The organism is Streptomyces sp. NPDC059900 (genome assembly GCF_050270335.1).
Taxonomy (GTDB): Bacteria; Actinomycetota; Actinomycetes; order Streptomycetales; family Streptomycetaceae; genus Streptomyces.
The window spans coordinates 1-13,594 of the sequence record NZ_JBNNJZ010000038.1; the positions used below are offsets into that span (position 1 = coordinate 1).

Sequence of the window (13,594 nt, forward strand, 5' to 3'; positions counted from 1 at the left end):
GGGCGAGGTCCGGACCCTGCACACGCTCCTTGGCGTACTCCAGGGCGTTGAGGTAACCCGTCGAGAGCGTCGCGATGGCCTTCGTGCCGACCATCATGCGGGCGAACTCGATGATCATGAACATCTGGCGGATGCCGTCGTGCTTGTCGCCGATCAGCCAGCCCTTGGCGGGGTGCCGGTCGCCGAACGTCATCTCGCACGTGTTGGACGCCTTGAGGCCCATCTTGTGCTCGACGTTCGTCGCGTACACGCCGTTGCGCTCGCCCAGCTCGCCGGTCTCCCAGTCGAACTCGTACTTCGGGACGAGGAAGAGCGAGAGGCCCTTCGTGCCGGGGCCGTGGCCCTCGGGGCGGGCGAGGACGTAGTGGAGGATGTTCTCCGACATGTCGTGCTCACCGGACGTGATGAAGCGCTTCACGCCCTCGATGTGCCAGGAGCCGTCCTCCTGCAGAGTCGCCTTCGTGCGGCCCGCGCCGACGTCCGAACCGGCGTCCGGCTCGGTCAGGACCATCGTCGAGCCCCACTGCTTCTCGACGGCGATCGCGGCGATCTTCTTCTGCGCCTCGTTGCCCTCGTCGTGCAGGATGCCCGCGAACGCCGGACCGGAGGAGTACATCCACACGGCCGGGTTGGCGCCGAGCAGCAGCTCCGCGTAACCCCAGATCAGGGAGCGGGGCGCGGTCGTGCCGCCGATGCCCTCGGGCAGGCCCAGGCGCCAGTACTCGGAGTCCATGAAAGCCTGGTAGCTCTTCTTGAAGGACGCCGGTACGGGAGCGGTGTTGGTGGCCGGGTCGAAGACCGGCGGGTTGCGGTCGGCGTCCTCGAAGGACTCGGCCAGTTCGTTCTCGGCGAGGCGGCGCAGCTCTTCGAGGATGCTCTTGGCGGTGTCGACGTCCATCTCCGCGAACGGGCCGGTGCCGTACAGCTGGTCGCGGCCGAGAACCTCGAAGAGGTTGAACTCGATGTCGCGGAGATTCGACTTGTAGTGCCCCATGGCGACGGCTCCGTTTGATTCGGGAGGGCTGGAAAAAACCACGTACCTGTTAGTAGCTACCGATAATGCTACCCGCCGGTAATAAGAAGCAACCCCTGATCGCCCAAGTGTGAGCAGCGCCCCGTCCGGCCTCGGTACGCTTGCCCCCATGTACGGCTACGACCAGCACGCGGGCGCCGGGCAGCATTACGCACCGCCGCAGCCGCCGCCTCAGCAGATGCCGGGCGGTCAGGGCGGGTACGCCCAGCAGCCCCCGCTATACCCCGAGCCGTCGCCCCCGTCCCTCGCGGACGCGGTGCGCGCCTTCACCACGGGCTCGATGTCCGCAGAGGACTTCCAGCAGGCCTTCGCCACCTCGAAGGTCTACTGCCCGCGCGGCGACAACCCCGGCTTCCTCGCCCTGCACAACACCCAGCAGCCCGTGATCCCGATGTTCACGTCGCTCAAGGAACTGCGCCGGTACGCGGGCAAGGAGTCCAAGTACTTCGTGATCACGGGCGCCGAGGTCATCGACCTCCTCCCCACCGGTTACGGCTTCGTTCTCGACATGGAGGGCGAGCACCGCATGGTCTTCGACGCCAAGGCCGTCGAGCAGATGGTCGACTTCGCGATGCGCAGGATGTACGGCTGACGCATCGCCCAGAGAGGCCAGTGACGACGCCCGGAGGGAATTACCTCCGGGCGTCTCGCGTTCCCGGTGGCAAGAAGTTCTACGTTCAACTAAACTGAGCGTACGAGAAGGAGGCACCGACATGCCCGCTGTGACCGTCGAGAACCCGCTGACCCTGCCCCGTGTGGCCGCGTCCGCCGATGCCGTGGCCCGCCCCGTGCTCCGCGTGACGACCGCGCCGAGCGGCTTCGAGGGCGAGGGCTTCCCGGTGCGCCGGGCGTTCGCCGGGATCAACTACAAGTACCTCGACCCGTTCATCATGATGGACCAGATGGGTGAGGTGGACTATGGAGCGGGAGAGCCGAAGGGGACGCCCTGGCACCCGCACCGCGGCTTCGAGACCGTCACGTATCTGATCGACGGCACCTTCGTGCACCAGGACTCGAACGGTGGCGGCGGCACCATCCAGAACGGCGACACCCAGTGGATGACCGCCGGCAGCGGCCTCCTGCACATCGAGGCGCCCCCGGAGTCCCTCGTCCAGTCGGGCGGTCTGTTCCACGGCCTCCAGCTGTGGGTGAACCTGCCCGCGCGGGACAAGATGATGGACCCCCGCTACCAGGACATCCGCGGCGGAAACGTCCAGCTGCTCACCTCCCCCGACGGCGGCGCGCTCCTGCGCGTCATCGCCGGTGAGCTGGACGGACACCAGGGCCCCGGCGTCACCCACACGCCGATCACGATGATCCACGCGACGGTCCGCCCCGGCGCCGAGGTCACGCTGCCCTGGCGCGAGGACTTCAACGGCCTCGCGTACGTCCTCGCCGGGCGCGGCACGGTCGGCACCGAGCGCCGCCCGGTCCGCATGGGCCAGACCGCGGTCTTCGGCGCGGGCTCCTCGCTGACCGTCCGCGCGGACGAGAAGCAGGACGGGCACACCCCCGACCTGGAGGTCGTGCTGCTCGGCGGGCAGCCCATCCGCGAGCCGATGGCGCACTACGGCCCGTTCGTGATGAACAGTCAGGCCGAGCTCCAGCAGGCCTTCGAGGACTTCCAGAAGGGTCTGCTCGGCACGGTTCCGGCGGTCCACGGCATGTAGTCCGCGGAGGAGCGGGCAGGCAGCCGTACATAACGTGCGGGGCCGGTGAGCCCGTGCTCGGGTAGGAGGGGTGAGCACCCTTCTGCCCGAGCCCGCCCGCCGTACCGCCGCCTGGTGCGTGGTCCTCCTGCTCGTCGCCGGCGTGGCCGCCGTGGCGATCTGGCTCTTCGTCACCTTCAAGGCGGCCGCCACACCGGTGCTGCTCGCCCTCCTGGGCACGGCGCTCCTGGGGCCCGTCTACCGATGGCTCGTGAAGATGAAGGTGCAGCGCTCGCTGGCCGCGGGGCTCACCTGCGCGGCCGTCGTCGCGGTCGTCGGCGGCGCGGTGTACATCGTGGTCCGGGCCCTGATGGACACCGGCGACCAGATCATCGCCTCCCTGAAGCAGGCCGCGACCGACCTCTCCGACCACTTCGGCGCGGCCGGCACATCCCTGGACGACATGGCGTCCAACGCCAAGGAACTGCTCGGCAAGTTCGGCGGATCCGCCGCCTCCGGAGTGCTCAGCGGGCTCAGTGTCGTCGGCGAGATGACCGCCATGGCCGTACTCGCCCTGCTGCTCGTCTTCTTCTTCCTGCGCGACTCCGACCGCGCCATGAGCTCCATGCGCTCGCTCGCCCCGCGCGGCACCGCCGACATCGTCGAGGCCATGGGCCGCCGCGCCTTCGAGGCCGTCGAGGGCTTTATGCGCGGGACCACGTTCATCGCCCTGATCGACGCCGTCTGCATCACCGTCGGGCTGCTGATCCTGGGGGTGCCGGGGGCGTGGGGTCTGGGCGCGCTCGTGTTCATCGGCGCCTACATCCCCTATCTGGGTGCTTTCATCTCCGGCGCCGTCGCCGTCCTCGTCGCCCTGGCCGACCGCGGGTTCGTCATCGCGCTGTGGGCGCTGGGCGTCGTACTCGCCGTGCAGGTCCTCGAAGGGCACGTGCTCCAGCCCGTGATCCAGTCGCGGACCGTCCAGATGCACCCGGCGGTCGTCATGCTGGCGATCGCCGCCGGGGCGTCCGTGGCGGGAATCCTCGGGATGCTCCTGGCCGTGCCGGTGACCGCCGCCGTGTTCGGGGTGATCTCGGAGCTGCGGGAGCGCTATCCGGAGGGCTTGTCCGGGTCGGGTCCCACGGCACCCTCGTAGAGCTCGAACCAGATGCTCTTGCCCTCGCCCCTGGGCTCCACGCCCCACTCGTCGGCGAGCAGCTCCATCAGGACGAGGCCACGCCCGGACGACGCCAGTTCACCGGGGTGGCGCTTGTGCGGCAGGTCGTCGCTGCCGTCCGAAACCTCGGCCCGGAGCCTGCGCGAGCCCGGCTCCCCGATGACCTCGGCGACGAGCAGGGCATCGCCGTCCGTGTGCACGAGTACGTTCGTGATCATCTCGGAGACCATCAGGACCGCCGAGTCGACCTGGTCGGCGACCGCCCAGTCGTGCAGCAGCTCCCGCACGTGCCGCCGAGCCCCCGCGATGCGCTCCGGCTCGGCCTGCGCGACCGTCAGGACCGTGCGGCGGGCTGGAGTGCGGTGGGCGGGGTGGCCTGACCTGCGCAGGAGCAGGACCGCTATGTCGTCCTCGCGGCGGTCCACGAGCGGTCCTGTCGTGTAGTGCGACGAGGGCCCGTGCACGGCCTGCACGAGGGTGTCGGCGAGCGCTTCGAGGTCCTCGTCGCCGTCGCCGCCGCCGTGCTCCTCCAGGATCGTGCGGATCCGCTTCCATCCGCTGTCCAGGTCGTGGCCGCCGGTCTCGATGAGGCCGTCGGTGCACACCAGCATCGTCTCGCCGGCCTCAAGGACCAGGCGGGTCGTGGGGTAGTCCGCGTCCGGGTCGATGCCGAGCGGCAGGCCGCCCGCGGTGGGACGCAGGAGGATCGTTCCGTCGCTCATCCGTATCGCGGGCTCCGGATGGCCCGCCCGGGCGATCTCCAGGACGCCGGTGGCCGGGTCCGCCTCCACGTACAGGCAGGTCGCGAAGCGCGGGTCGGAGCCGTTGCCGCCGTGGTCGTCGCCGTCGGAGCCGATCGTGATGCCGTCCGAGATCCCGGCCAGGAAGCGCGTCGCCCGGGAGAGCACGGCGTCCGGGCGGTGGCCCTCGGAGGCGTAGGCGCGCAGGGCGATCCGCAGCTGCCCCATCAGGCCCGCCGCCCGTACGTCGTGCCCCTGGACGTCGCCGATGACAAACGCGATGCGGCCGCTGGGCAGCGGAATCATGTCGTACCAGTCGCCGCCCACCTGGAGCCCGCCGCCGGTCGGCACATACCGCGCGGCCACGGTCATCCCCGGGATGCGCGGCCCGAGCAGCGGCAGCATCGAGCGCTGGAGCCCCTCCGTGAGCTCCCGCTCCGACTCGGCGACCCCGGCCCGCGAAAGCGCCTGGGCCAGCATCCGGGCCACCGTCGTCAGGACGGAGCGCTCGTCCGGCGTGAACGAGACGGGGTAGGCGAAGGCCGCCAGCCAGGCGCCCATCGTGCGCCCGGCGACGGTCAGCGGCAGGAACGCCCACGACTGCCGGTCGAAGGGCTGGGCCAGCGGCCAGGTGGCGGGGAAGCGGCGGTGGTACTCCTCCGGCGAGGAGAGATAGACCGCGCGGCCCGTGCGCACCACCTCGGCGGCCGGATAGTCCGTGTCCAGGGGCATCGCCGAGAAGGGCACGTCGTCGCCCGGCTGGTGCCCGTAATGCCCGATGATCTTGAGCCGGTCGCCCTCGACCCCGAAGACACCGAGCCCGTCCGGCGAGAACCCCGGCATGGACAGCCCGCTGGCCACCCGGAGCACCTCCTCGGTCGACCGCGCCTCGGCAAGCGCGCGCCCCGCGTCCAGGAGGAACGCCTCGCGGGAGCGCCGCCAGTCACCGGTGACCGGAGAGCGCGCCGCGGCACCCGGCGGGGGCTCGCTGACCTCCTGGAGGGTGCCGATGAGCTCGTACGACTGCCTGGCCTCGTCGACGATCGGTTTGGAGCGGCTGCGCACGATGCGGATGACCTGGCCCCGGTCGTTCATGATCCGCAGGCGGGCCTCGGCCAGGGTGCCCTCGGCGACGGCCAGCTGCACGATGCCGTCGATCTCGTTCCAGTCGACGGGGTGGAAGCGGGAGCGCACGCCCGCCTCGGTGAGGGACTGGGCGCGCGGGGGGAGCCCGAGGAGCCGGGCCGCCTCGGCGTCGAGCGTGACGGTGCCGGCCGCGTTGTCCCAGCGCCACAGGCCGGTCGCGATGGCGGCGAGGACGTCCCGTACGGGAGGCAGGGGCTCGTCCCCCGCCGGTTGCAGGGGATCGTCGGTGCGCATTGACCCACTTTAGGAAGATCGGTGGACAAGTCGCCACCGCCGGGGGTGGCGGGGAGCTGCCCCGGAGGTACGGAGAGCTGCCCCGGAGGTGCGGGGAGCAGCCCCGGCGGTGTGCGGAGAGTGAGCGCGGAGTAATCCGGAAAGCGATCTCCGCCCGGACGGTAGCCTTGTGCCCTGTCTGCTCTCTCCCCTATTCGCGAAGACTGGATGAACGAAGATGCATCGGTACAGGTCCCACACCTGCGGCGAGCTCCGCGCCTCTGACGTCGGCTCCGACGTCCGGCTGAGCGGCTGGCTGCACAATCGCCGAGACCTGGGCGGCATCCTCTTCATCGATCTGCGCGATCACTACGGCATCACGCAGCTGGTGGCCCGCCCCGGCACGGCCGCCGCCGAGACGCTCGACAAGCTCTCCAAGGAGACGGTCGTCCGTATCGACGGCAAGGTCGTCTCGCGCGGCGCGGAGAACGTGAACCCCGAGCTGCCCACCGGTGAGATCGAGATCGAGGCCGCCGAGGTCGAGGTGCTCGGCGCCGCCCAGCAGATCCCCTTCACGATCAACGCGGACGACGGCGTCAACGAAGAGCGGCGCCTGGAGTACCGCTTCCTGGACCTGCGCCGCGAGCGCATGCACCGCAACATCATGCTGCGCTCGTCCGTCATCGCCTCGATCCGCTCGAAGATGGTGGCCCTCGGCTTCAACGAGATGGCGACGCCGATCCTCGCCGCGACCTCCCCCGAGGGCGCCCGCGACTTCGTCGTGCCCTCCCGCCTGAACCCCGGCAAGTTCTACGCCCTGCCGCAGGCCCCGCAGCAGTTCAAGCAGCTGCTGATGATCTCGGGCTTCGACCGCTACTTCCAGATCGCGCCGTGCTTCCGCGACGAGGACGCGCGCGCGGACCGCTCGCCGGGCGAGTTCTACCAGCTCGACGTCGAGATGAGCTTCGTGGAGCAGGAAGACGTCTTCCAGCCCATCGAGAAGCTCATGACGGAGATCTTCACGGAGTACGGCAACGGCCGCGAGGTCACCTCGCCCTTCCCGCGCATCCCGTTCCGCGAGTCGATGCTGAAGTACGGCAACGACAAGCCCGACCTGCGCGCGAAGCTCGAACTGACCGACATCACGGACATCTTCGCCGACTCCGAGTTCAAGGCGTTCGCGGGCAAGCACGTGCGTGCCCTGCCGGTTCCGGACACGGCCTCGCAGTCCCGCAAGTTCTTCGACGGCCTCGGTGACTACGCCGTCGAGCAGGGCGCCAAGGGCCTGGCCTGGGTGCGCGTCGCCGAGGACGGCTCGCTGACCGGCCCGATCGCCAAGTTCCTGACCGAGGCGAACGTCGAGGAGCTCACCAAGCGCCTCTCGCTGGCCCCCGGCCACGCGGTGTTCTTCGGCGCGGGCGAGTTCGACGAGGTCTCCAAGATCATGAGCGCGGTGCGCGTCGAGGCGGCCAAGCGCGCGGGCCACTTCGAAGAGGGCGTCTTCCGCTTCTGCTGGATCGTCGACTTCCCGATGTACGAGAAGGACGAGGACACCGGCAAGATCGACTTCTCCCACAACCCCTTCTCCATGCCCCAGGGCGGCATGAAGGACCTGGAGGAGAAGGACCCGCTGGACATCCTCGCCTGGCAGTACGACATCGTCTGCAACGGCATCGAGCTGTCCTCCGGCGCCATCCGTAACCACGAGCCCGAGGTCATGCTCAAGGCCTTCGCCATCGCGGGCTACGAAGCCGAGACGGTGGAGCGGGAGTTCGCGGGCATGCTCCGCGCCTTCCGCCTCGGCGCCCCGCCGCACGGCGGCATCGCCCCCGGCGTCGACCGCATCGTCATGCTGCTCGCGGACGAGCCGAACATCCGCGAGACGATCGCGTTCCCGCTGAACGGCAACGCGCAGGACCTGATGATGGGCGCGCCCTCGGAGCTGGAGGAGTCCCGTCTGCGCGAGCTGAACATCCAGCTGCGCAAGCCGGTCGCGTCGAACAAGGCCGAGTCGGACAAGTAGTCCCGCGGACAGCCGAGGCGAGGGCCCGGAACCACTTGGTTCCGGGTCCTTCGCTGTGCGCATCCACAGGTTCCGCACACGCTCCTGACAGCCGGGCTGCCTAGCGTCCGGGACATGACAGAAAACAGCGATACGCAACCGGAGAAACCCCAAGGACCCGCGCACAAACGGGACCTGACGCGCCGTAAGGTCGTGCTCGCGACGGGCGCCGCGGTGGCGGCGGTGGGCGTGGGCGGCGCACTGGCGGCGAGCGCGTCCGCGGAGGGCACGGACGCCACGGACGCCACGGGCGCCACTGCTTCCCCCGGCGAGACGTGTTACCGCCTGACCGGCGAGACGACCGAGGGCCCGTACTACATAGACGCCGACAAGATCCGCAAGGACATCACGGAGGACAGGGAGGGCATCCCCTTCACCCTGCGCCTCAAGGTGATCGACGCCGACACCTGCAAGCCCCTGAAGCGCGCTGCCGTGGACATCTGGCACTGCGACGCGCTGGGGATCTACTCGGGGTACGAGTCGATGAGCGGGGGAGGGCCGGGAGGCGGCACCCCGCCGACCGGAAACCCGACCGGAACCCCGACCGGCACCCCCACCGGAACCCCGCCCTCCGGTGACCCCGGCGGCCCGGGCGGCGGCGGTGGCCACCAGGAGCCCACGGACGACGAGCGCTACCTGCGGGGCACACAGCTCACCGACAAGCACGGCTACGTGGAGTTCAAAACGGTCTTCCCCGGCTGGTACCAGGGCCGCGCCGTGCACATCCACACCAAGGTCCATGTGGGCGGCAAGATGACCGACGCCGGCTACGAGGGCGGCCACGCCTGCCACACGGGCCAGTTCTTCTTCGCGGAGACGGCGGTCCTCGCCTCGGCCGAAGTGGCCCCGTACTCCACGAGCACGACGCAGCGCACGACGCTGGACGAGGACACGATCTACGGCGGTGGCGGCACGCAGGACGGTCTCCTGAAGCTGAAGTACCGCAAGGGCCGCATCGCCAAGGGCGTCGTCGGGTCGATCACGATGGGCGTCGACCCCGACGAGACGCACGACGGCACGGAATAGCGGCTCAGTCGTTCGGGACCAGCCAGGGCTCCTGCGGGAGGGGGGAACCCGTCTCCAGGAGGGACTTGAGGTTCGAGAGGACCGCCGCCCAGCCCGACGCCGCCGCGTCGCGCTCCGCCTCGTCCGCGAGGTTCTCGTGGGTCACCGTCAGGCGCACGATGCCGCCGTGCGGCTGGATGTCGAACGTGACCTGCGAGGGGGCGGCGGAGCCGGGGGCCGCGGCCAGGTCCGCCCAGGTCGTCACCAGGCGGCCGGGCGGCGTGCTCTCGACCACCTCGCCCACCACGTCCGCGATGCCCGAGCCGTCCGTCCGCCGGTGCTCCCAGGCCGAGCCCTGCTGCCAGTCGGAGACGTTCGCGTGGCCCCAGTAGGCGGCGGTCAGGTCCGCGTCGGTCAGGGCGTGCCAGACCTTCTCGGGGGTGCTCTCGATGTAGGTGACGTAGACGTACGTCGGCTTCGTGGTGGTCATGGCGGCCTCCGCCTGTTGTTTCAGGGTGCTGAGCGCTCGTAGACGCGGGTCCTCGAACTTGTCGATCCATCGTTCCTGGATCTCGTGCAGCGGCACGGGATTCAGGTAGTGGAGCTTTTCGCGCCCCCGCCGCACCGTGCTGACCAGGTTCGCGGCTTCGAGCAGGTCCAGATGCTGGGTGAGCGACTGGCGCGTCATCGCGACGCGCTCGGACAGCTCGCCCAGCGTCTGGCCGTTCCGGCCGTGCAACTGGTCCAGGAGATGGCGCCGCGTGGGGTCGGCCAGGGCCTTGAAGACCTTGTCGACCGGGCTCGGACCCTCGCTCGTACTCACCTCTCCATCATGCAGGCATTTACCTGCATGTCAAAGCCGCGGTCCTGATCAGGGCTTCTCCAGCAGCTTCACGATGCTGGAGAAGCTGTCCGCCGCGTGGCCCGCGTCCATGCCGCGGCGGAACAGGTCGGCCACCGCGGTCGGCAGCGCGGCGTCCACGCCCGAGTCCGTGTGGGTGTCCACGACGTGTTCCATGCTGGCCAGGCCCATGGCCAGGCGGTCCACGTCTCCCTCGTGGTTGCCCGCGTCGATGCGAGAGGCGTAGAAGGACAGGAACTCCGGCATTCCGGTCATGTTCTCGGAGGCGTACGGGAGGATGTCCGCCGCCGAGAGGCCGTTGGCCTTGGCGAGGGCGACCGCGTACCAGTAGCTGGAGACGCTCGTCCAGAAGATGACCATGTTCAGCTGGTACATCAGCGCGGCGAGACCCGCGTCCTCGCCCCGGTAGTCCGTCCCGCCCGTAATCACCTCAAGGGTCGTGCGGTGCTTCTCGTACGCCTGGCGCGGGCCGCTGTAGAACGTCGACGAGCCGGGCTTCCCGATGCCCGACGGCGGGACGAGCACACCGCCCGTGAGGTGGGTGGCGCCGTGCCCGGCGGCCCAGGCCGCCGCCTCGCGTGCCTTCTTCGGGGTGTCCGAGCTGAGGTTGACGATCGTCCGGCCGGAAAGAGCCGCTGCCGCGGGTTCGAGGATTGTGTACATCGCGGTGTAGTCCGTGAGGCTCAGGATCACGAGCTCGTTGGCCGCGATCGCCTCCTCGGGGGTGGCGGCGAGTATCGCCCCGCGCTCCACCAGGTCGTCCGCGCGGGACGCGGTGCGGTTCCAGAGGGTCACCTGGTGGCCCTTGTCGAGCAGGGCCGTTGCCATCGCGTGGCCCATGGGGCCGAGGCCGATGAGGGTGACGGGACCGGCATTCATGAAGTCCTCCCGGACGACTAGAACGAGCGCTCTATCCAGAGCGTGGGGAGAACGTAGCACGCCGCTGGAACGAACGCTCTAATTAGTCGCGGGGTAAGCTGCTCGCATGGATCGGACGACCTCGACCCCGGGCCCCGGCGCAGGCGCGACGCCCGGCACCCGCGACCGCATCGTCATCGCCGCCGCCCGGCTGCTTCAGCGCCAGGGCTATGTCGGCACCGGCATCAAGCAGATCGCGAAGGACGCGGAGGCCACGCTCGGCTCCGTCTACCACTTCTTCCCCGGCGGCAAGGAAGCCGTCGCGGTGGCCGCGATCACGTACAGCGGTGAGGAGTTCGCCGTGATGCTGCGCGAGGCGCTGACCAGCGTCGACGACCCCGGCGCCGCGATCGAGGCGTGCACGGCGGAACTCGCCGCGGGGCTGCGGGAGTCAGGCTGGACCGACGGCTGCCCCGTCACCGCCGCGGCCCTGGAGACGCTGGGCACGGACTCGGAGATCCAGCGGGTGTGCGCCGCCGCGCTGGGGAGTTGGGAGCGCCTGGTCGAGGAGAAGCTGCTCGGCTCGGGCTTCGACGCGCCGGACGCGCGCGAGCTTGCGACCACCGTGATCAGTGCCCTTGAGGGCGCGGAGGTGACCGCTCAGGTCAACCGCAGCGAGGAGCCGCTGCGGGCGGTGGGTCGTCAGATGGCGCGGCTCATCGGGTCGTACGAGGCCGCAGAGGACCGCGACGCCGAAGCGCTCGCCTACGGGTGCTAGGTGCCGCCCGGCGGCTCAGACGGCCGGTGAGTGGGTCGCCGAAGCGGACGTCGCCTCGGCCCACTCCGCGACGAGCTTCTCGTACTCGAGGTGTTGCTCGGGGCGGAGATATCCGCCGGTGCGCAGCCAGAGCGCGCGTATCTCCTCGTTCACCTCGGCCGCTGGGCGCGGCCGGTCCGGGGTGTCGGGAGTCGTGGTCATACAGTGAAGCGTACGGATGAAGCTGTGAAGACGGCGTGAGTTTTGGTCGAATGTGATCGGTATCGCTATTTGACCCGCATGATTCAGCCAAGTTGGGCAAGAGGAAAGGGCCCGCGAGTTCAATCGCGGGCCCCTTCAGAGTAGTTCGGGATCGAGTCGGGCCGGTTCGAGATCGGCCAGTGCGGCCGTTAACGAACGCTTACGGCCGTTAACGACCGCTTACGACTGCTTCGGCTCCTCCAGGCGCGGGAACAGCACCGCACCCTTCGTCACAGTGGCACCAACCGGCAGCTGACCCCACGTGCCCGCGTCCTGGACCCGCTGCTCGGCGAGCGCGCCGAGCGAGGCCTCGGCGCCGAGGGAGTCCCACAGCTTCTGCGAGGTTTCCGGCATGATCGCGTTCAGCAGGACGGCCACGGCGCGCAGCGACTCCGCCGCCGTGTAGAGGATCGTCGCCAGGCGGGCCGTGCCCTCCGGGGACTCGTCCTTGGCCACCTTCCACGGCTCCTGCTCCGTGATGTAGCCGTTGACCTGCTTGACGAAGGCGAAGACCGCCAGGATGCCGGCCTGGAAGTCCAGCTCCTCGCCGATCTTCCGGTCAGCCGTCTCGACCGCCTTGACCAGGCCTTCTCGGACCGCCTGCTCGGCCTCGCCCGCCGCCGTCGCCTCGGGGAGCGCGCCGCCGAAGTACTTGCCGACCATGGCCGCCACGCGCGAGGCGAGGTTTCCGTAGTCGTTCGCCAGCTCGCTGGTGTAGCGCGCGGTGAAGTCCTCCCACGAGAACGAGCCGTCCTGGCCGAACGCGATGGCACGCAGGAAGTACCAGCGGTACGCGTCGACACCGAAGTGAGAGGTGAGGTCCTGCGGCTTGATGCCCGTCAGGTTCGACTTCGACATCTTCTCGCCGCCGACCATCAGCCAACCGTTCGCCGCGATCCGGCCCGGCAGCGGCAGACCCTGCGCCATCAGCATCGCGGGCCAGATCACCGCGTGGAAGCGGAGGATGTCCTTGCCGACCAGGTGGACGTCGGCGGGGAAAGTTGTCTTGAACTTCTCCTCGTCCGCTCCATAGCCGACGGCCGTCGCGTAGTTGAGGAGCGCGTCGACCCAGACGTAGATCACGTGCTTGTCGTCCCACGGGACCTTGACGCCCCAGTCGAACGTCGAGCGGGAGATCGACAGGTCCTGGAGGCCCTGCTTGACGAAGTTCACGACTTCGTTGCGCGCCGACTCGGGCTGGATGAAGTCCGGGTTGGCCGCGTAGTGCTCGAGGAGCTTCGGGCCGTACTCGCTCAGCTTGAAGAAGTAGTTCTCCTCCTTGAGGAGCTCCACCGGCTTCTTGTGGATGGGGCAGAGCTTCTGCCCCTCGAACTCGCTGCCCGCCTCGCCGTCGATCAGGTCGCCGGGGAGCTTGTACTCCTCGCAGCCCACGCAGTACGGGCCTTCGTACCCGCCCTTGTAGATCTCGCCCTTCTCGTGGAGATCCTGGACGAACTCCTGCACGCGGTCCGTGTGGCGCTTCTCCGTCGTACGGATGAAGTCGTCGTTCGCGATGTTCAGGTGCTCCCAGAGAGGCCGCCAGGCCTCGTCCACGAGCTTGTCGCACCACTCCTGGGGCGTGACGTCGTTCGCCTCGGCAGTGCGCATGATCTTCTGACCGTGCTCGTCCGTGCCGGTGAGGTACCACACCTTCTCGCCGCGCTGACGGTGCCAGCGCGTGAGCACGTCCCCTGCAACGGTCGTGTAGGCGTGGCCCAGGTGAGGAGCGTCGTTGACGTAGTAAATGGGGGTCGATACGTAGTACGCCTTTGCGCCTTCGCTCGTCCCCTGCTTCTCGGATCCAGTGGCCGCCATGGTCGAAATCCTAACG

The 13,594-nt window shown here is 69.3% G+C and carries 12 protein-coding genes; 6 read left to right on the top strand and 6 right to left on the bottom strand.

Going from position 1 to position 13,594, the window contains the following annotated elements; genetic code table 11:
• Positions 1–994 (bottom strand): acyl-CoA dehydrogenase family protein (locus tag ACQKIP_RS08690; RefSeq protein WP_427742615.1); only part of this gene is annotated, 994 nt, incomplete at its 3' end.
• Between the two features lie 148 nt (positions 995–1,142).
• On the opposite strand from ACQKIP_RS08690, the gene ACQKIP_RS08695 reads away from it, so the two are divergent.
• The 3 genes from ACQKIP_RS08695 to ACQKIP_RS08705 all read left to right on the top strand — a co-directional run bounded on the left by ACQKIP_RS08695 (position 1,143) and on the right by ACQKIP_RS08705 (position 3,838).
• A complete protein-coding gene (locus ACQKIP_RS08695) occupies positions 1,143–1,625 on the top strand; it encodes an SseB family protein (protein WP_365859248.1) in 483 nt (160 codons plus the stop codon).
• A 121-nt stretch (positions 1,626–1,746) separates the two neighbouring features.
• Positions 1,747–2,703 (top strand): pirin family protein, encoded by a 957-nt coding sequence (locus tag ACQKIP_RS08700; RefSeq protein ID WP_365859246.1) that lies wholly within the window; start codon positions 1,747–1,749, stop codon positions 2,701–2,703.
• A gap of 70 nt (positions 2,704–2,773) precedes the next feature.
• On the top strand, positions 2,774–3,838 hold the full coding sequence (locus tag ACQKIP_RS08705) for an AI-2E family transporter (RefSeq protein ID WP_365859244.1): 1,065 nt from the start codon (positions 2,774–2,776) through the stop codon (positions 3,836–3,838).
• On the opposite strand, the gene ACQKIP_RS08710 is transcribed toward ACQKIP_RS08705, so the two are convergent.
• Positions 3,793–5,979 carry a SpoIIE family protein phosphatase gene (locus ACQKIP_RS08710; RefSeq protein WP_365859242.1) on the bottom strand — a complete coding sequence of 729 codons (2,187 nt, stop codon included), beginning with the start codon at positions 5,977–5,979 and terminating at the stop codon, positions 3,793–3,795. The two genes, ACQKIP_RS08705 and ACQKIP_RS08710, sit on opposite strands and share 46 nt — an antisense overlap.
• A gap of 217 nt (positions 5,980–6,196) precedes the next feature.
• Between ACQKIP_RS08710 and aspS the strand changes: the two genes are divergently transcribed.
• Positions 6,197–7,981 (top strand): aspartate--tRNA ligase, encoded by a 1,785-nt coding sequence (gene aspS, locus ACQKIP_RS08715; protein WP_365859240.1) that lies wholly within the window; start codon positions 6,197–6,199, stop codon positions 7,979–7,981.
• Between the two features lie 114 nt (positions 7,982–8,095).
• A complete protein-coding gene (locus tag ACQKIP_RS08720) occupies positions 8,096–9,046 on the top strand; it encodes an intradiol ring-cleavage dioxygenase (RefSeq protein ID WP_365859238.1) in 951 nt (316 codons plus the stop codon).
• 4 nt (positions 9,047–9,050) lie between these two features.
• On the opposite strand, the gene ACQKIP_RS08725 is transcribed toward ACQKIP_RS08720, so the two are convergent.
• Entirely contained in the window at positions 9,051–9,848 is a 798-nt protein-coding gene (locus ACQKIP_RS08725) for an ArsR/SmtB family transcription factor (RefSeq protein WP_365859236.1), read from the bottom strand.
• Between the two features lie 48 nt (positions 9,849–9,896).
• Positions 9,897–10,766, bottom strand: coding sequence for an NAD(P)-dependent oxidoreductase (locus ACQKIP_RS08730; RefSeq protein ID WP_365859234.1), 870 nt, complete (start codon positions 10,764–10,766; stop codon positions 9,897–9,899).
• A gap of 106 nt (positions 10,767–10,872) precedes the next feature.
• Here ACQKIP_RS08730 and ACQKIP_RS08735 point away from each other — a divergent pair, with 106 nt between their 5' ends.
• Positions 10,873–11,523 (top strand): TetR/AcrR family transcriptional regulator, encoded by a 651-nt coding sequence (locus ACQKIP_RS08735; RefSeq protein WP_365859232.1) that lies wholly within the window; start codon positions 10,873–10,875, stop codon positions 11,521–11,523.
• A 15-nt stretch (positions 11,524–11,538) separates the two neighbouring features.
• On the opposite strand, the gene ACQKIP_RS08740 is transcribed toward ACQKIP_RS08735, so the two are convergent.
• Complete coding sequence (locus ACQKIP_RS08740) at positions 11,539–11,724, bottom strand: hypothetical protein (protein ID WP_365859230.1); 186 nt, start codon at positions 11,722–11,724, stop codon at positions 11,539–11,541.
• A gap of 219 nt (positions 11,725–11,943) precedes the next feature.
• Positions 11,944–13,578 carry a methionine--tRNA ligase gene (metG, locus tag ACQKIP_RS08745; RefSeq protein ID WP_365859228.1) on the bottom strand — a complete coding sequence of 545 codons (1,635 nt, stop codon included), beginning with the start codon at positions 13,576–13,578 and terminating at the stop codon, positions 11,944–11,946.
• Positions 13,579–13,594: the final 16 nt, after the last annotated feature.